Origin of the sequence: Curtobacterium ammoniigenes NBRC 101786 (genome assembly GCF_001571045.1) — a bacterium.
Taxonomy (GTDB): domain Bacteria; phylum Actinomycetota; class Actinomycetes; order Actinomycetales; family Microbacteriaceae; genus Curtobacterium; species Curtobacterium ammoniigenes.
In genome coordinates this window covers 142,384-159,719 of record NZ_BCSV01000002.1, presented here as the reverse complement: position 1 = coordinate 159,719, position 17,336 = coordinate 142,384, and the positions used below count along the sequence as shown (strand labels likewise).

Here is a 17,336-nt window from a genome sequence, read left to right as displayed (position 1 = left end):
GCATCCGGCCGAGCACTCACGCCGCCCGCTCAGGGATCGGCTACCGGGCGTCGCGGCTTGCGCTGACGAACGCGAGCACGGCAGTTTCGATAACCGGTGCTCCTTCCGCATAGTTATCAATCAGCAGGCCGTGCATGCCGGCGGATTGTGCGCCGGCGACGTCATGCGCCTGGTCGTCGCCCACGAAGAGGCACTCGGAGGCGTCGACTCCCAGCCCATGGAGGAGGTGCGGAACGCGATCGATTACGCCGGTGGCGATGCCTCGGCACCGGATTGTGGTGAGATTGTGAGACGCGATGCGAAATGAACGGCTGATCCCGAGGCGAACGCCTGAGTCACGCGCCGCAGTCGAGCGGACGCAGCTAGTCATGGATCTGACCTCGCGCCTGAACCTGTTGCGGCATAGCGACGTCGATGGTCGCATGGCCCTTCTCCGCGAGATTCTCGGCCGCCCGGTACCCGAGACGCTCACCATTTATCCGCCCTTCTACTGCGACTATGGGCTTAATCTCGAGTTCGGCGAGCGGGTGTTTGTGAATCAGAACTGCGCGTTCTATGACCTGGGCGGGATCACGATCGGTGATCGCAGCATGATAGGACCGGGCGTGACGCTGAGTACTGCGGGGCATCCCGTGGAGCCGACCGAGCGATTCGACGGCATTACTGTCGCGCCTATCGTGATTGAGGCGAACGTGTGGATCGGCGCCAACGTCACGGTGACGCCCGGCGTGCGGATCGGCGCGGGTTCGGTCATCGCCGCGGGTGCCGTCATCGCGAAGGACGTCGCAGCCAACTGCGTCGTCAGCAGCAATGGATACGTCAAGCGACGAGACCTTCTCCCCGCGCCATAACCCTACGCCCGCGGGCTGCGGGGCCGCTGCTAGCACTGGGCGCCGGTGTATCGCTGACGGGGTTCATGCGCGGATGTGGCTGTTTGGGGAGGCGTCGTGGCTGCGGTCGCGGCAGGTGAAGCCGGGGGCTTGTTCTGCAATGTGGGGGATGGCGTGCAGGGCGGGTGCGAGCTGTGTGATGGCGTCGGTGATGGTGACGACTTGCGCGGTCCAGACGGTGGCTCGATACCAGTGGGGGCCGACGGTGGTGCGGATGAGCGGCTGGGTGAGCGCGGTGGTTGGCCAGCTGGTCCAGAGCCAGTCGACGGTGTCGGTGTGGTGGTCGCCGTTGACGACGACGCGGTCGTCCCAGCCGAGGCATTCGAATCCCCAGCGGCGGGATCCTGTGTCCGCGTTGGGGTTGCTCTCTCGGACGATGGTGATCCACGGGTTCCGGGGTGTGCGGCCGCGGAGGAGGTGTTCCGCGTCGGCGATGCTGTCGATCTGTACCCACCGGAAGTCGGTGTCGTCGTCGCGGTAGATCAGGCTCTCCTCCGCTGCTGCCGGTTCCAGGGAGGGCAGCAGGAGGGCGCTCGGATGCTCCTCCGGCATCGGCCGGGTGGGTGGGGCGAGTTCGAGCAACGTCATCGTGGTCGTCCTCCCGGAGTATGCGGGGCGAGGTCACCCGCCCAGTTGTGGAGCGTGCGAAGCGCGGATGGCAACGAGCGCGTGCGGGGTGTCGATGCGGTTCATGGTTCGGCGCGGAGGAGTCGGATGACAGCGGCGAGGGGTCTCCCGGTGGTGATCCACTCGACCGGCGACACCGGGTGCCGCAGCTCCATTGGTCCGGACGGTTCATCGGCGAGTGCGGGGTTGGGGGTGGTCATGAAGTTGGTGCTGCCAGCGGTGTCTGCCCAGGTCGCCGGCATCGCTGCGATGAGCACGTCAAGTCCCGGCAGGAGCTCCCACCGTTCGCCCGGGTTGTCCCGCTCGGCGTGACCCGGGCGGGTGGGGGTGTGGAGTTGCCAGGTAGGGATGCGGGTGCGCGCACCGAGGTCGACCGCGAGCAGTGCCTGTTCGGTGACGAGCGTGGCGAGGTCGTCGACGGTGCGCTGCAGCCGGGCGGCCGCGTCGGTGATGTTGAGCGACGTATCAACGAGGTAGTCGTTGTGCCGCCGATAGGCGTCGTCCTGCCACGCTTGCGCCGTAGTCCCTTCCGGGGCGAATGGCCAGTGCGGAGTGCGGTCGGCGTGGCGCTGGTGGGCGTGTTGAGTTGCGAGGGTGAATGCGGGGAGGTCGAGTTCGCCGCGGACGTAGCGCCAGCAGTCCCGCTGCCACTCCGCATCCTCATCCAGCAGTACAGCGTTGTTGGTTTCGAGGAGGTGGCGGATGAAGCGTTCGCGGCGGGCGACGTCGGCGGCGGGTTGCAGGATGGTGCGCACGAGCCGGTCCGCCTCCGCGACGACCGGGTCGGCGGGGTCGGTCGCGGGGGCGCCGTCGCCGTATTCCAGTGCGTAGCCCGGGCTGAGCGGGGTGGCGACGACGCGGACCATGACCGCCGTCGACGGGTCCGCGTGCGCGGCGCTTGCTGGTGATGGGTGGGTGGGGTGGAGGTAGAGCATTCCGAGGAACCCGTCCTCCGTCGCGTACGGGCTGAGGTGCAGGATCCGCAACTGCATCACGACGCGTCGCTTCTATCGTTGTGCGCGCTGCTGTTCCACGCGCTGGTCTGCCGTTCGGTTGACGCTGAGCCGGGCTCGCCTGCGGACGAGGCGTCCGGTGATGCCGCGGTCCCGGGTGGGGATGGTGGTGCGAGGGTGGGGTGGAGGTAGTCGCCGCGGAGCAGCCGCAGGCGGAGTCGCGCCGGGAGGGGGTCGGTGTGGGTGGTGGTGCGGATGGTGTCGGCGAGGGCGAGGACCGGATCGACGAGGCCCTCCCATGCGGGACTGATCGGGGCGGTGCGGTGGATGGTGGGGTCGGCTGGCCACACCAGTTCCAGGGTTGCGCGCGTCGCGGGGGCGGGACGGAACCCATGCGGCCGCAGATCGACGGGGGTGTGTGCGTACGCGACCAGCTGCCGCGGCTCCGGGATCGCCTCGTCGGCCGCCTCGGGTCGGTGGGTGGTCGCGGTGCTGACGTAGCGGTGGGCGGCGTAGGTGCCGGAGAGCAGCACCGCCCCACTGTTCATCAGCGCCACCACCTGCGCCGCCGCCGTGCCGGGATGCTCCCAGAAGCTACTCAACCCACCCGCCGCGCGGTAGTCGCGCGTCGCGAACGTCAGCAAGCCCGCCGGGTCGGTGATGCGCAGGCCACTGCTGGTGATGTCGAGGACGCCGTAGTCGGCCAGGAGCCGTGCCGCCGCCAGGGTGACCGCACGGGGCTCGGTGGCGCCGAAGGTGGGCAGCCGCAGCCAGCCGCTCGTCCGGTCCCGACGCTCGAAGGTGGTGCGGGCGAGTTCGAACGCATGCCACTCCACCAGCGTTCGTTCCGGTGGGAGGGGTGGTGTGGGGTGTGGGGTGTAGCTGGTCAGCAGGGCGCGTTGGTCCTCGAGCGCGAACAGCACCTCCGGCAGGTCGGGGCGGGTGAGTTGCGGCAGCAGCGTCCCCGTATCGGTCAGAACCAGCAAGCTCTCGCCGATCGGCGCGGTGAGCGTGGCGTCCGCGATCTGCTCATGCAGATCCCGCGCCGGGTCGGCCGGGTGGATGCGGTACCGCTCCCCGGTCGGGTCACCGAGAAGGTTCGGGCCGAGGAGGACGACGCGGCGCTGCAGCTGTTCCTCCAGGAGCGGCAGCAGCCACGTCACATCGCTCCCAGCCGGGTCCAGACCGAACACCATCACCCCGCATTCGGAGCAGCATCGCGACTGTCGCTGTCGCTGTCGCTGTCGCCGTCGCCGTCGCCGTCGGTGTCGGTGAGGGGGTGGAGGCGGTGGATGGATTGGATGCGGGTCGGGAACCGACCCGTATGCGTGTAGGCCGGGTCGGACAGGAGACGGTCGGGTTTGATGTAGGCGATTTCCCCGTCACGGCCGACCTGGAGCCGGACGATGAGGCACAGCAACTCGTCCCCGTCCCCGTACAGGGAGGCTGCCCATTTGGATGCGGCGGGGGTGAAGGGTGGTGGGTTGCGGGTCATGGTGACCAGGTCCGGGGTGATCCGGAACCGGTACACGCTCCCACTGCCGCTGACCGCTTCGTAGATCCCCGGCGGACTGTCCTCCCGCAACACCTGCACCGCCACCCCCGCCGTGTCCGCCTCCGGCGGTGCAGGCGCAGGTTCGGGACTGTTCTCGCGCCGGCCGCTCTGCCCGTTCGGTTCGCGTGGTCCGGTCGGCTCGCTCCAGCCGGTCGGCTCGTTCGGATCGGTGTTGTCGCTCATGAGGTGGGGTCGCTGTCGGGGATGGGGTTGCCGTTATGGGTGATGGTCCAGGACAAGTCGAGTCCGGATGCGCGGAGGATGTCGGTGATGGTGTCCTGCCGGGGGACGGCGCTGCTGCCGATCTCGGCGAAGAGCCGCAGCAGCGTCCCCGCTCGCGTGCGCGCATCCCGCGATAGCGCCGCCGCGACGTCCGCGAGGAGGGTGGTGTCCGGTTCCGGGTTGTTCGGATGCAGCGGTATTGCCTCCAGTTGCGCGTCGGTGCTGTTCCATCGCACCCCCACCCGCTGCACGTGGTCGGTGGTGGTGTTGCGGTACCAGAGGTCCCCGAACGGTGCGCCCTCCGCCATGCTCAAATCCGCACCCGACAGCACCCAGCCGGATGCGTCGTTGCGGTGATCCCACGCGGGCACGAGCATGAACGGGCGGTCGATCCGGAACCCGGACAGCGGGATCTCGTTCGGGCCGTGCGCGACGTACATCCGCTTCGGCTCGGCCTCTACCCCCGATGCTTCGGAGGTGGAGTCCGGTGACGGCGCATCTGCTCCGTCCGCCCGCACGGCCGTCACGCCCGACCCTTGGGCGACGGCGTCGGCGACAGCCAGTGCGCGGGTGGCTTCTCGCTGCACGGCCCGCACCGCGTCCTGCAACGACGCGCCGTGGTCCATCGCATCCGTGAACGCCGCCATGAGGAGCGCCTGCGCGGCCGCGAACTGCTCCGCACGGTCATCATCATTTCTCGCGGTCATGTCGGGCTTCGGGTGAGTGGGGCGGTCGTCGTCGCCGTCGGCCGGGGTGTTGGTGGTCATGGCTGCTCCTTCGCTTCACCATCGATATGCGCGGACCCCACCCGAAATTCGTGCACCGCAGCACGTTGCAGTCGGCGAACACTGATGCACGACGGTGCGGTCGACGTGGGGTGAACGCGAGCGGCCGCGTCCCGCTGCGGAAGGTGAAGGGGCGGGCGAATTTCGCGCACGGCTTCACCGAGATCTTGGGCGTGCAGAACTACGCTCGCGGCTGGGGGTGGTTTGGTGGTCATTGCCGGTCCAGGTCCTGCAGGATGCTGATGACCGGGTTCGGCGCCCCACCGCACACAAGCCACCGGGTCGGTGTCACCCCCTGACCGCCGACCGGGAGCAGGACGTGCGGGCTGGTCATGAACGTGTTCACCACCGCTGCCGGTGCCCGCCCCGGCAGCGCCGGGATGACATGCTCCAGCCAGGGTAGGAACCAATACCGGGCGCCGGGCACCCCGACCGGGCGGCGCACGAACTGCCACCACGGCACCCGCCGCACCCCCAGAAGGCGCGGCGCCCAGAGATCCCGGTCCACGATCCGGTTCCGCACATCCAGCACCGTGAGGTTCAGCATCCGCGCCGCCGTCGCAAGCAACACCCCCTCACCGCTGACACGCTCCGACGTGAACCCGAGCACATCCACACCGCCGTCCCCGCTCATCGCAGGCAGGATCTGACGACAAGCGGCCGGCTCGGCGGGAGGCAGCGGCGCACGCTGGCGTGCTGAGGGTCGGTTTGGGCTGGAGGTCACGGTGGAACCGTATGCAGCCCCGACGGCTGCGTCACGGGGTTCGGGCTGGTTGAGGCCAACAACAGGAACCCCCAGGTGCCTGTAATCGTTGTTGACGACTTCGGCCGCCTGCGGGGTTGTCGGGCGGGACGTCGCGCCGCGGAGTTCCAACATCGCTAGGTGCCCGGCGCCTCCTGCAGCCCGAGCGGAGGATCCGCCTCCAGTGGTGTGGCGCTGCGGGCGGTCCTGCAGCAGAGCACGGCAAACCCTCTTCTATGCCGACCGAGGTCGCTGACCTAGTCGACGGCGCGTCAATGCGTGATCGCAGGCCCGCTGATTTGCCGCGGTGTGGGCGTAGAGGCCTGGCTGTTGGCGGATGCGTGCAGCTGGTCGAATCTTCCGCGGCATAGGTAGGGGAGACCCCGCCATCCGGGCGGGGCACGGCACAGACAGGAGCGACCGTGCGATGCAGCAGTGCGACGTCGGGGCCCAGCGTTCGTTGGCGTAGGCCTCAAGCGGTCGGTGTGCGAGCGCGCGGTCCGCCCTGCGGTCGCGGTTCCGACCACGATGCGCCGCAGCCCGCGACCGACCGGTCGGAGGTCCGCCCCAGCGCAGCATCCCCAACTCACTCTTCGAGAAAGACACCTATCACCATGACCACTTCAACTGTTCGTATCATCCCGCCGGCCGGCACCCACGGCGCCGACACCGACGCTGTCACCGGGTGGGAATCCATCCCCACGAGGAAGCTCGCCGACCGCATCCAAGACCTCCCGGTCGGGTCGGTGATTGTTTGCGAGGAGACGTCGCTGCTGCTGCTCCGCGTCGACCGTGACGGTGATATCGGCTGGGTCGCGGCGACGCATCCGAGCCGACGCGTTCCGGAGAGCATCGTTTGCGCTGCTGTGGACGCGGCGGCCGGGTTGCCCGCGTTCGCGGCTGTGCACGGTGAGGGCTACGTGGACGGGTTTGACCTGCCCGACACCGGAACTGACGGTGTGTACTGGTGGGCGCGGACCCTCCCGCAGGCGTGGCAGCGGCAGGGCATCACCGTGCTGCTCGGTGAGGTTGAGTTCTCCGGCACGCTGACCGTTCACAGCCGCCGCGGGACCGTTGCGGCGATGCATCGCAGCCCCGGTGGCTGGCTCTGCGTCACCGCATCCGACGTGGTCGGGAACGACGCCGCCATCCTCAGGCTCCTGCACGCGGAGCGGCCGGGCGACCGTCGAAGTGGAGCGCGCTTGGCCATCACGTCGTGATGACCACGAGCGTTCTCTCGGCGCCTCACCGGTAGTGGGCGGGCACACGAAAACCTCCTGCTGGTACGCGGAGCGGTTGAAGAACCCGCCACGCGCGCCCAGGAGGTTTTCGTGTGCACGGCGCTGACCCGTCATTCAGGTTCCGCGCGGCAGCATGGGAAGCTGCGCGGCCGCACGCCGGCACGATTCGGCGCGCGCGTCCGAACGCGGTCGCGCTCCCGGAAACCCTGACGCGGATCGGTCGAGCGGCAGCACGGGACCCTTTCCGCCGACGGCCTGGGTGCGCAAGGTCGAAATGCGCGGGCGCTGGTGCCACTGGTCCCGTCCACAGCCTGACCAGCAGTGACCCCATGCCGGGACGATCCCTCCCCTTCGTAGTGGGGGGCTGCGGGCTTGGGTGCGGGCGGACCGAAACCGGCTGCTCGACGGTGCACCTTCGTGGCGCGAAGGAGCGCTTGAGCGCGGAGGACGCCGCTCCGAAGACACGCGGTCTTTCGCTCCAATGACTCGTATCTTGTCGCCACTGTGCAGCTGGTCGTCGCGTCCGCGCATAGAGCAGGTGACCCCGTCAACCGGACGGGGGGCATGTCACCTTCAGGAGCGCGACAGTGAGTGAGAGCAGAGACCAACGGATGTGGGCGTTCATCGCCGCGGCCGTGGAACGACACGAGGGCCGATACGGGTACGAGCTCGTCCCGGAGGGATTCGTGAACGCGCACACGAAAGTCGGCATCGTCTGTCATGTTCATGGCCGGTTCGAGCAGACCCCGAACGACCACAAACGCGGGCAGGGCTGCGCCGACTGCGCCGGCCGACGCTGGAGCACCCCCACCGCGCGCAAAGCACTGTTCATCGCCCAGGCCCGGGCATTGCACCGGGACCGCTACGACTACACCGAGGTTGTGTTCGTGGACCAGCGGACCCCGGTCCGCATCGTGTGCGACACGCATGGCGGGTTCCTGATGCGGCCGACGAATCACCTCGACCCGGACACGCCGAGTCACTGCCCACACTGCGCGAACCAGCAGCGGTGCGGCCAGGCCCGCGCGAGCGCCGCGACCCGGCCGCTTCGACGGAACCGCAGGACCGGGCGATTCGTGAAGACCCGAACGGGCAGTCAATAACGAATACCATCACTAGCGTTTCGATGCGACGCCCACTCGCGGACCGCCCGGACAGGCGCCTATCCGACTAGCGATAGCGATAGAGCCGCACACGCTGGATCGCGAACTGTCCCGGCACGAGACGCACGTGTCGTCCTTGGTGGGTCTCGTCGCCGCTGAGCCAGCGTCGGTGCTGCCACCCGTCCTCCGCATCGCTTTCTACCTCAAATCGGCCTTCCTCGCAGGACAGGATCCCTATGTTCTCGCCGTTCGCGTCGACGGTGTGGAAGGTGATGGTCGTACCGATGCCCCCGATCACCAGTTCGTCGGGACCCGTGCGAATGACGATCGCAGCGGCCGGCAGCTGCTTGGTGCCGTGCACGTCTCCCGATTCGTTGATGACCCCGTCGGCGAGTTCAGGAGCGGCGACCTGCTCGTACGTCGCCTCGAGCATCACATCGTTGAGGCGAACCCGGTGCGGGGCGCGCATGTCGCGCGTTGGCTTTATCAGGCCGGTCATGTTGCCGTCGCCGGCATGCTGGGTGATAAGCGGCGTGAGTTGAGCGACGACATCGAACGCGCCGGTGACGAAGGTCTCAGCGTCGTCCTTGATCTGCTCGATTCCAAAGGGCGAGAAGCCGAGCGCGCTGTGCTTGCCGTACGCATACAAAGCGTTGGCTGCTGCGTCGATGCTCCGAAGCGCCTCAGGAATGAACAGAGGGTTCCCGGTCTCGACGTAGGCTTCGGTCCACTCGGCGAAGTTCGGGAAGTAGATGTCCGGAGCGATGAAATCAAGGCTCGGTGCGCCCGCTCGCCAGATATCCGCCAAGTGCGGCAGCGGCCCTGCGCTCGGATACTGGCCGGGCTGGGACCCGGCCCGGATCAATGCCGCGTTGGTGTACATGGGCAGAGGGAGTTCAGCCTTGCCGGCGGCAGTCACCTGCTCGACGTATTGAGCGAACGCCCACGCCATAAATCGTTCTTCTGTGGCGGGGGAATCGCCGAACACCTCCGTCCACGGGCTGGGCGTGGCCCCCTCCGGAAGGATGCTCTCCGGGACAGTGTCGCGGAATGCCGCCTCGGCCTGATCGCAGTGATCGCGGGCCTCGGGGATCATCCCGATCTCGTTCTCGACCTGCACCATGATCACGGTGTGCTGCTCGTCGGTCGTGCGAAGGTGGCGCAGAAGTGCGGCAAAGGCGCGCGCATCGGCGTCGCGGTTCTGGTCAGAGAACGGCGTGAGGATCTCCAGTGCGTCGCCGCGCGAGGTGCGAGCACGTGGGAAGCGGCTCAGATTGGTCTTCACCCATGCTGGAACATGCGATCTCTGCATACGGCAGTCGGGTGAATCGGACACCGAACCTCGACCGGATCGCCGCCGAAGGGATGCGGCTCGACGCGGTGTACTGCACGAACTCGATCTGCAGCCCCTCGCGTGCATCGATCCTGACCGGGACCTACAGTCACGTGAACGGTGTGTCGTCGATCTGGACCGAGATGGACTACCGCGTCCCGACGTTCGTCGAGGCGCTGCAGCAGGACGGATATCGGACCGCGCTGTTCGGCAAGTGGCACCTCGGCGAAGGCCCGACGGCGACCCCACGGGGGTTCGACGCGTGGACGGTGTTCCCGGGGCAGGGCGACTACATCGATCCCGAGATGATCGATCCGCAGGGGCGGCGGGTCCGCGAAGGCTACGCGACCGAGATCGTGACGGACATGTCGCTGGAGTGGATGGACTCGCTCGACGACGATGAGCCGTTCTGTCTCATGGTCCACCACAAGGCACCGCATCGGCCCTGGGTGCCTGACGAGAAGCACAAGCACCTCTACGCCGACGGCTCCATTCCGGAGCCGGACACGTTCTTCGACGACTACGCCACGCGGAGCAGAGCGGTCCGCGGCGTCCGCATGAGCATCGCCGACGACATGGGCGGCGAGGACCTCAAGGTCCCGATGCCGGACGGGCTCCGCGGACCGGAGAACCGCGCGGCACGGATGCGCTGGAAATACCAGATCTACATGCGCGACTATCTGCAGTGCATCCAGTCGATCGACGACAACGTCGGCCGTATCCTCGACCGTCTGGACGAGCGCGGCCTGACGGAGGACACGCTCGTCGTGTACACCTCCGACCAAGGCTTCTTCCTCGGCGACCACGGCTGGTTCGACAAGCGGCTCATGTTCGACCAGTCGCTCCAGATGCCGATGCTGATGCGCTGGCCCGCCGAGATCGCGGCAGGGAGTCGATACGAGGCGATCATCACGAACGTCGACTTCGCCGCGACGTTCCTGGACGTCTGTGGCCTCGATGCGGCCGATGCGCTGCCGAGCAACCAGGGCCGGAGCTTCCGGCCGTTCCTCCGAGGTGAGCACGTCGACGGCTGGGCAGACGCGGTCTACTACCGCTACTGGGAGCACGACGATCCCATCCATGCCGCTCCGGCGCATTACGGGATCCGAACCGCCGACTACAAACTCATCTACTACTACGGCGCGGGACTCGGGGTGCCGGGCGCCTCCGAGGCCCGCTTCGACCCGGAATGGGAGCTCTACGACCTCAGTGCCCACCCCGCCGAAGTCCACAACGTGGCGGACGATCCGGACTATGCCGAGATCAAGGCCGAGCTCGAGGCGAAGCTCGCCGAATACCAGCGTCGATACCGCGACGAACCGTACCGCGGCCCGGACACGCCGCACCCCGACTGGGGACCGTATGACGCCGGGGTCTTCGAGCGCCTCGCGCTGTTCGTCGACTCCACCCGAGCGGCGAAATAGGCGGGTCAGCGCAGACCAGGAGGGTCCCCGAGCCTCCGTTCGTCCCACGACACCACGCGTCCCTCGGCCCATTCCAGATCGACGAGGATCCCCGGCCGAGCGACGAGCCCGCGAATGCGGCCGTTCGGAAGATCGGGCGGCAGCGCGGGCAGAAGTTCGACGCGACCCCGATGGCTCTGCATGAGCGACTCGGCGAGCACGGCGGGGAAAGCGAGATTGGCGTCGATCTGGAACGGCGGATGCGCGGCGAACAGGTTCGGGTACAGGCCGCCTCGGTGCGCGAAACCGACCTCGGCCGTCGCGGGGCGGCGACTCAGCGCCATTAGGTCGCCGACCTTGTCACCGCGCCCGAGTCGCGCCCAGAGACACGCCTTCCACATCAGCGACCAGCCGGTCGAGTCGTCCCCGCGCTGTTCGAGGGTGCGTGCAACGGCAGAGCGTTCCCGCTCGGTCAGGGAGCGTGTTCCCGGATACACCCCGACCAGGTGGGACACGTGGCGGTGATGCGGATCGGCGCTGCGCTCGCCGTCGCCCCACTCCCGCACCACACCGTCCTCGGTCAGGGGCAGGCCTTCGGGGAGGCGAGCGAGCGCGGCGTCCACACGCTCGGCGTCCTCGCCGTGCGGACTGAGCTCGCGAGAACGCTCCAGGATCTGCCGCGTGAGCTCGAGATCCATGGTGGATCCGGACGCGAGAGCCCCGAGGCCGCCGTCGGGAAGCGGGAACTCGTTCTCCGGCGACGTGGACGGGCGGGTCGTGAGCTGTCCGTCGTCGCCCTCGACGAGCCAGTCGAGGACCCATGCGACGCACCCCGCGACGACGCGCGCGAGGCGCGTACGATCCGCGCCGCCGAGCAGGCCGACGTCGAGGAGGTCGCAGACCGTGAGCGTCAGCCAGACGCCGCCGAACGGCCAGAAGGACCAGCTCGGACTGTCCTCGCCGACGCCGGAGGCGCCCGTGTGCGCCCACGCGTCCGAGTTGTGGTGGCTGAGCCATCCGCGAGCGCCGAAGACCCGCTCGGCCGTGGCGGCTCCGGTCACCGCGAGTGCTTCGAGGTGGTCGAGGAGCGGGGCGACGCACTCCGGCAGCCCCGTCACCGCGGCCGCCCAGTGATTCATCTCCGTGTTGATGTTCGTCGTGTAGTTGCTGCGCCACGGGGGCGCGATCTCGGCGTTCCACAGACCCTGGAGGCTCGGCGGCAGCCCGCCCGGTCGCGCTGCTGTGATGAGCAGGTAGCGTCCGACGTCGAACTGCAGCTGCGTGAGTTCCACGGGGTCACCGCGGTCGATCGCCGCAGGCACCGTCCGACTCGGATCGGCGACCGGGAGGTCCAGCACGGTGCGGGTCCACAGGTCGCGGTGACGGGTCGTGTGAGCGGTGCGGAGCGCCTCCCATCCGGCGTCGAGCGCGTCGTCGACGCGGGCGGACGCGGCGCGCATCAGCTCGTCGGTGCGGCCGTGCGGCGCGGACAGCGGCCCATCGAAGTCGGTCACGACGGCGAGGGCCAGGAGGCTCGCATCGGCGCCGTGCACGAGCCGCACGGCGATCGCGGCGCTGACGGACGGCGCATCGGGCGCCCACGTCAGCACACCGTCATCGGCGTCGGTCGGGAACCGAAGCAGCATCCGCACGCCGTCTGCGGTGCTCGCCTGATCGTCCACGCGGAGCGGACTCGTCAGCACGGGTCGGAACGCCCGTCGACGCTGAGCGGCGCCGACGATCCGGTGCACGAGCACACCCGAGTCCGCCGACACGAACGTCTCGTGCGTGAGCTCCGCGCCGCGTGCCGTGTGGAGCGCGGTTGCGAGGTCGAGGACCCGCTCCATCGGTGCGGCGGATCGCGCGTCCAGCGGGGCCTCCGCCTCCGCCTCCACCTCGGGCTCCGAACCGACGAGCGTCAGCTCCGCGAGCGGCAGGAACGTCGCGACATCCCCCTCTTGGAACAGCCGCGCGAGCCGGTCCGCCTCGGCGTGATCGCCGCGCGTAACCGCGTCGCGAAGCGGTTGGAGGACCGAGACCGGAGGTGCGTGCTCCGCGGTGGCCGACGCACCGGAGGGATTCGGGCCTCCGGACCATCCGGTCGTGTGGTTCAGTGCGAGCCGCGGGCGCAGCGGATCACCGAAGCACATCGCACCCAGCAGCCCGTCACCGAGCGGCAGCGCCTCGAGCCAGTCCGACGCGGGCGCTTCGAATCGCAGCCGACTCATTGTGCACGCAGCACACGGAACGCGCGCGCTGCCAGTTCGATCGGACCCGCGACCCGGCTGCCGTCGAACGCATCGACGCCGTGCAGTGTGACGGTGCGCGCAGTCGCACCATGATTGATCGCGACGACATACGTGCCGTCCGCGCCCGACCGGCGCACGACCTCCAGACCGTCGCCGGCCTCCGGCGCATCCGGCTCGATCCCCGCTTCGGCGAGGGAGGCCTCGAGCAGCGCAGCGAGCGCGTCGTCAGGGAGGCACGTGGAGACATACCGTGCCGTCCCGTCCCCATGCCGATGCACGGTGATCGCGGGCTCGCCGCAGGTCGGACCGTCCGCATACCGCACGGTCGCCTCCGCGCCCCGCAACCGCACCGTCTCCGCCCACCGAGCGCCGTTCGTGCCGGTGTCGAGCGCGACGGACTCGCCGTCCTCCAACGGGTGGAGCTCCTCCACTCGGATCCCGAGGGTCTCGGCGAATCGGCCCGTGTATCCGCCGAGCTCGACGTGCAGCTCGTCGTCGAAGGTGCCGCTGAAGTACCAGACGATCGCGTGCCCGCCGCCGCGCACGAAACCGTCGAGCGCAGCGGCCTCCGCGTCGGAGGCGATGCAATGACTCGGCACGAGCACGAGATCGTAGCGGTCGAGGTCGTCGTCGAGACGCACGAAGTCGGCGGTCCGGCCGAGCATCCACAGGGCGCGGTGGACTCGACGCACGGCCGGCAGGAAGTCGAGGTCCGGTGCCGGAAGCCCGGGGGAGTCCGCAGCCCACCACGCGTCCGCGCTCCACGCGATCGCCACGCGGGTGGTGACGACCGGCGCAGGGGTGGAGGAGCCGAGCGGCGACGCGACGCCGTCGAGCGCGCCGAGCAGCTGACCGAGTTCGCGGACCTCGCGGAAGACCCGGCTGTCCGGACCGACATGCGGGACCATCGTCGAATGGAACGCCTCGGCGCCCGCGGGAGCGGTGCGCCACTGGAAGAACAGGATGCCGTCGGCCCCACGCGCAACATGCTGAAGGCTCGTGCGCATTCCCGCGCCCGGCTCCTTGGCGAGCAGACGGCCGCCCCGCATCGTGAGGTTCATCGCCTGCTCCATGAGCAGCCACGGTCGCCCACCGCCGAACGATCGCGCCAGATCGGCGCCGAACGCCGCGTGCGCCGCCCCCTCGACACCACGCGCGTCGACGTAGTGATCGACGGCCACCAGGTCCGACGCCGACGCGAACGCCCACGGGTCGTAGTGCAGCCAGCTCGGCAGCATGAAGTTCGTCGTCACGGGCGCGTCGGGCGACAGCCGCCGCACGATGTCGATCTGATCCTGATAGCACTCCAGGAGCAGTGCGGCCGAGAACCGTTTGAAGTCGAGCAGCTGCCCCGGGTTGCGCAGGTACTGCGTCGCCTGCGGCGCCACGACCTGCTCCCACGACGCGTAGCCCTGCGACCAGAACGTCGTGTGCCACGCCCGATTCAGTGCGCCGAGCGAGCCGTACTTGCGCTCCAGCCAGTCGCGGAAGCGAGCGTCGACCTCCGCTCCGAACGAAACGGTGCCGTACTCGTTGTGCAGATGCCATCCACGGAGCGCGGGATGGGCGCCGTATCGGGCCGCGAGCTCCTCCGTGATGCGCGCTGCAGCCGCACGGTAGGCCGGGGCCGCCGGGTTGTAGGTGTCGCGGCTTCCGTGGATGAGACGGACGCCTTCGGCGGTGGTGGGGAGCGCCTCCGGATGGGCGATCGAAAACCATGGCGGCGGCGACGCGGTCGGCGTGGCGAGGATGATCCCGATCCCGTTCTCGTGCAGGAGCGTGATCGCCCGGTCGAGCCAGTCGAACGTGAACCGCCCCTCCGTCGGCTCGATGCTCGACCAGGAGAAGACCCCGACGGTCGCCGTGTTCACACCGGCATCGCGCATCAGTCGGACGTCCTCGTGCCAGACGTCCTCCGGCCACTGCTCCGGGTTGTAGTCGCCGCCGAAGAGGATCGCGGTCATCCGATCATCGCCCCGGTCAGAACGGTGAGGCCGGGGGCCGCGCCGTCGAGCACGGTCGCCGTCACATCCAATCCGGAGGCGCGTACCCCGATTCGCGCCGCGTGCCCGCCGTGTGGTGCTGGAACCAGCACCTCGGAGGTGCGGAGCGCGTCCGGCTCGAACACATGCAGCGTCAGGTCCGACGCCCACGCGTAGTCCGGACGGTCCGCGATCGAGCCGACCGGGAGCACCGACCCGGGTCGCACGTAGACGGCGGCGTGACGATAGTCGAAGGTCTTCGTGTGCCACCGGCCGCCGGTGAGCGTCTCGCCGGTCTGCGCGTGGGTCCAGACGCCGGCCGGCAGGTAGAAGGTCACCTCGCCGCCCGGCTGCAGGATGGGCGCGACCAGCAGGTCCGGTCCGAGCATGTACTGCCGGTCGAGCGTGTGGGCGGTCGGGTCCTCGGGGAACTCGAGCATCATCGGTCGCATCACCGGAACCCCTGTGGCGTGGTTGGCCTCGCCCAGGGCGGCGAGGTACGGCATCAGTCGCATCTTCAGCCGTGTGAAGACGCGCAGCACCTCGCTCGACTCCTCGTCCACCGACCACGGCACGCGATACGACTTCGAGCCGTGCAGGCGCGAGTGCGAGGACAGCAGCCCGAACGCGATCCAGCGCTTGAACAGGTCCGGGTCCGGGGTCCCTTCGAACCCGCCGATGTCGTGCGACCAGTATCCGAAGCCGGATGAGACGAGCCCGAGCCCGCCACGCAGCGACTCCGCCATCGCGAGGTAGCTCGACTCGCAGTCGCCGCCCCAGTGCACCGGGAACTTCTGGCCGCCGACCGTCGCCGACCGGGCGAAGACGACCGCGTCGCCGTCGCCACGCTCCCGCTCGAGCAGATCGAAGACGGTCTCGTTGTACAGCTGCGTGTAGAAGTTGTGCATCTTCTGCGGGTCGGACCCGTCGTGCCACACCACATCGGTGGGGATGCGCTCTCCGAAGTCGGTCTTGAAGGCATCGACACCCTGGTCGAGCAGGCCTTTCAGCTTTCCGGCGAACCAGTTTCGAGCCGCGGGGTTCGTGAAGTCGACCAACGCCATCCCCGCCTGCCAGCGGTCCCACTGCCACACCGAGCCGTCACGGCGGCGCACCAGGAAGCCGAGCGTCCGAGCCTCTTCGAACAGGGCCGATCGCTGGGCGATGTACGGGTTGATCCAGACGCACACCTTGAGATCGCGCTCGTGCAGGCGCCGCAGCATGCCTTCCGGGTCGGGGAACGTCGCCGGATCCCAGATGAAGTCGCTCCAGTGGAATCCGCGCATCCAGAAGCAGTCGAAATGGAACACCGACAGCGGCAGGTCGCGCTCGGCCATGCCGTCGATGAACGAGGTGACGGTCGCCTCGTCGTAGTCCGTGGTGAACGAGGTCGACAGCCACAGGCCCCACGACCAGGCCGGCACGCGCGCAGGGCGTCCGGTGAGCGCGGTGTATCGCGCCAGCACCTCTTTCGGGCTCGGGCCGTGGATCAGGTAGTAGGTCATCCGTTCGCCGGCCACACTGAACTGGGTCCGGGACGCCATCTCGCTTCCGACCTCGAACGAGACTCGCTCCGCGTGGTCCACGAACACGCCGTACCCCCGGTTCGTGAGGTAGAACGGCACGTTCTTGTAGGCCTGCTCGCTGGCGGTCCCGCCGTCCTCGTTCCAGATGTCGATGCTCTGCCCGTTCTTGACGAACGCCCCGAAGCGCTCGCCGAGCCCGTAGACGAGCGTTCCCGGCTCGAGCGTCAGCTGCTCGCGCACCCATGTCTCACCGGTGTCGGCGGTGACGTGCGCGACGCTGCGCCAGGTCGACGACGTCAGGAGCGACTGGTCGCCGGCGTCGGAGGCTCCGAGAAAATCGACCCGCCACTCCTCGCCGAGCGACACGCGCGCGGTGAGACTGCCCGAGGTGAGCGACACGGCGTCGTCGTCGCGTGCGACGGACACCGCGGGGGCGGTCCCGGCAACGGCGAAGTGCGGGCCGCGGTCGAGCGCTCCGGCGTGGCGCTCGATCGTGACCCGGATCACGCCCTCCGCCGGGGAGTCGAACGCGACTCCGAGGAGCGCCGTGTCGAGGGTGTCGCCGCGGGAGTGCACGGGACGCACGGACGCGAAGACACGAACGGCGTCGGCGTCCGTCTCCACTTCGTGGACGCCCGACGCGCCCTGGACACGGAGGCCCGTCTTCGTCAGCCAGTAGCCGTCACTGAATTTCATGCGAGCCTTCCAGAATGGGGGCCGGCCCT

At 68.8% G+C, this 17,336-nt stretch carries 15 protein-coding genes; 4 read left to right on the top strand and 11 right to left on the bottom strand.

Annotated elements, in window-relative coordinates; genetic code table 11:
- Positions 1-40: 40 nt before the first annotated feature.
- Positions 41-370: an HAD hydrolase-like protein gene (locus tag CAM01S_RS15190; RefSeq protein WP_083527818.1), complete on the bottom strand. Its 330-nt coding sequence runs from the start codon at positions 368-370 to the stop codon at positions 41-43.
- Between CAM01S_RS15190 and CAM01S_RS04385 the strand changes: the two genes are divergently transcribed.
- Positions 369-851: a sugar O-acetyltransferase gene (locus CAM01S_RS04385; RefSeq protein ID WP_245631533.1), complete on the top strand. Its 483-nt coding sequence runs from the start codon at positions 369-371 to the stop codon at positions 849-851. The two genes, CAM01S_RS15190 and CAM01S_RS04385, sit on opposite strands and share 2 nt — an antisense overlap.
- Positions 852-914: 63 nt before the next feature.
- Here the strand turns inward: CAM01S_RS04385 and CAM01S_RS04380 are convergent, their stop codons facing one another.
- The 6 genes from CAM01S_RS04380 to CAM01S_RS04355 all read right to left on the bottom strand — a co-directional run bounded on the left by CAM01S_RS04380 (position 915) and on the right by CAM01S_RS04355 (position 5,756).
- Complete coding sequence (locus tag CAM01S_RS04380; protein WP_157071418.1) at positions 915-1,478, bottom strand: hypothetical protein; 564 nt, start codon at positions 1,476-1,478, stop codon at positions 915-917.
- Positions 1,479-1,579: 101 nt separating this feature from the next.
- A complete protein-coding gene (locus tag CAM01S_RS04375; RefSeq protein ID WP_066517109.1) occupies positions 1,580-2,509 on the bottom strand; it encodes a hypothetical protein in 930 nt (309 codons plus the stop codon).
- Complete coding sequence (locus CAM01S_RS04370; RefSeq protein ID WP_066517105.1) at positions 2,509-3,666, bottom strand: hypothetical protein; 1,158 nt, start codon at positions 3,664-3,666, stop codon at positions 2,509-2,511. Before CAM01S_RS04370 ends, CAM01S_RS04375 begins: the two co-directional genes overlap by 1 nt.
- A complete protein-coding gene (locus tag CAM01S_RS04365; protein WP_066517103.1) occupies positions 3,666-4,208 on the bottom strand; it encodes a hypothetical protein in 543 nt (180 codons plus the stop codon). Before CAM01S_RS04365 ends, CAM01S_RS04370 begins: the two co-directional genes overlap by 1 nt.
- Positions 4,205-5,014, bottom strand: coding sequence for a hypothetical protein (locus CAM01S_RS04360; protein ID WP_066517098.1), 810 nt, complete (start codon positions 5,012-5,014; stop codon positions 4,205-4,207). The genes CAM01S_RS04365 and CAM01S_RS04360 overlap by 4 nt, the downstream gene beginning before the upstream one ends.
- Positions 5,015-5,243: 229 nt before the next feature.
- A complete protein-coding gene (locus CAM01S_RS04355; protein WP_157071416.1) occupies positions 5,244-5,756 on the bottom strand; it encodes a hypothetical protein in 513 nt (170 codons plus the stop codon).
- Positions 5,757-6,388: 632 nt separating this feature from the next.
- Here CAM01S_RS04355 and CAM01S_RS04350 point away from each other — a divergent pair.
- Together CAM01S_RS04350 and CAM01S_RS04345 are read left to right on the top strand one after the other, a co-directional pair.
- The gene (locus CAM01S_RS04350) at positions 6,389-6,994 is read left to right on the top strand and encodes a hypothetical protein (RefSeq protein WP_066517093.1); all 606 of its coding nucleotides are present in this window, start codon (positions 6,389-6,391) and stop codon (positions 6,992-6,994) included.
- 608 nt (positions 6,995-7,602) lie between these two features.
- Entirely contained in the window at positions 7,603-8,118 is a 516-nt protein-coding gene (locus tag CAM01S_RS04345; protein WP_157071415.1) for a DUF723 domain-containing protein, read from the top strand.
- Between the two features lie 67 nt (positions 8,119-8,185).
- Here the strand turns inward: CAM01S_RS04345 and CAM01S_RS04340 are convergent, their stop codons facing one another.
- Positions 8,186-9,403 carry a DUF5597 domain-containing protein gene (locus CAM01S_RS04340; protein WP_066517090.1) on the bottom strand — a complete coding sequence of 406 codons (1,218 nt, stop codon included), beginning with the start codon at positions 9,401-9,403 and terminating at the stop codon, positions 8,186-8,188.
- 38 nt (positions 9,404-9,441) lie between these two features.
- Here CAM01S_RS04340 and CAM01S_RS04335 point away from each other — a divergent pair, with 38 nt between their 5' ends.
- Positions 9,442-10,875 (top strand): sulfatase family protein, encoded by a 1,434-nt coding sequence (locus CAM01S_RS04335; protein WP_245631532.1) that lies wholly within the window; start codon positions 9,442-9,444, stop codon positions 10,873-10,875.
- Between the two features lie 5 nt (positions 10,876-10,880).
- Here the strand turns inward: CAM01S_RS04335 and CAM01S_RS04330 are convergent, their stop codons facing one another.
- From CAM01S_RS04330 to yicI, 3 genes are read right to left on the bottom strand one after another with little or no spacing between them, the layout of a single operon-like run.
- On the bottom strand, positions 10,881-13,082 hold the full coding sequence (locus tag CAM01S_RS04330) for a glycosyl hydrolase family 95 catalytic domain-containing protein (protein ID WP_066517084.1): 2,202 nt from the start codon (positions 13,080-13,082) through the stop codon (positions 10,881-10,883).
- Complete coding sequence (locus CAM01S_RS04325; protein ID WP_066517082.1) at positions 13,079-15,067, bottom strand: beta-galactosidase; 1,989 nt, start codon at positions 15,065-15,067, stop codon at positions 13,079-13,081. The genes CAM01S_RS04330 and CAM01S_RS04325 overlap by 4 nt, the downstream gene beginning before the upstream one ends.
- Positions 15,064-17,307 carry an alpha-xylosidase gene (gene yicI, locus CAM01S_RS04320; protein WP_066517081.1) on the bottom strand — a complete coding sequence of 748 codons (2,244 nt, stop codon included), beginning with the start codon at positions 17,305-17,307 and terminating at the stop codon, positions 15,064-15,066. Before yicI ends, CAM01S_RS04325 begins: the two co-directional genes overlap by 4 nt.
- Positions 17,308-17,336 lie beyond the last annotated feature (29 nt).

Bases quoted from the DNA above. Each gene is read 5' to 3' on its own strand.
- CAM01S_RS04350 (WP_066517093.1), top strand. From the start codon at position 6,389: ATGACCACTTCAACTGTTCGTATCATCCCGCCGGCCGGCACCCACGGC.
- yicI (WP_066517081.1), bottom strand. From the start codon at position 17,307: ATGAAATTCAGTGACGGCTACTGGCTGACGAAGACGGGCCTCCGTGTC.
- CAM01S_RS04380 (WP_157071418.1), bottom strand. From the start codon at position 1,478: ATGACGTTGCTCGAACTCGCCCCACCCACCCGGCCGATGCCGGAGGAG.
- CAM01S_RS04360 (WP_066517098.1), bottom strand. From the start codon at position 5,014: ATGACCACCAACACCCCGGCCGACGGCGACGACGACCGCCCCACTCAC.
- CAM01S_RS04370 (WP_066517105.1), bottom strand. From the start codon at position 3,666: ATGGTGTTCGGTCTGGACCCGGCTGGGAGCGATGTGACGTGGCTGCTG.
- CAM01S_RS04325 (WP_066517082.1), bottom strand. From the start codon at position 15,067: ATGACCGCGATCCTCTTCGGCGGCGACTACAACCCGGAGCAGTGGCCG.
- CAM01S_RS15190 (WP_083527818.1), bottom strand. From the start codon at position 370: ATGACTAGCTGCGTCCGCTCGACTGCGGCGCGTGACTCAGGCGTTCGC.
- CAM01S_RS04375 (WP_066517109.1), bottom strand. From the start codon at position 2,509: ATGCAGTTGCGGATCCTGCACCTCAGCCCGTACGCGACGGAGGACGGG.
- CAM01S_RS04330 (WP_066517084.1), bottom strand. From the start codon at position 13,082: ATGAGTCGGCTGCGATTCGAAGCGCCCGCGTCGGACTGGCTCGAGGCG.
- CAM01S_RS04365 (WP_066517103.1), bottom strand. From the start codon at position 4,208: ATGAGCGACAACACCGATCCGAACGAGCCGACCGGCTGGAGCGAGCCG.
- CAM01S_RS04385 (WP_245631533.1), top strand. From the start codon at position 369: ATGGATCTGACCTCGCGCCTGAACCTGTTGCGGCATAGCGACGTCGAT.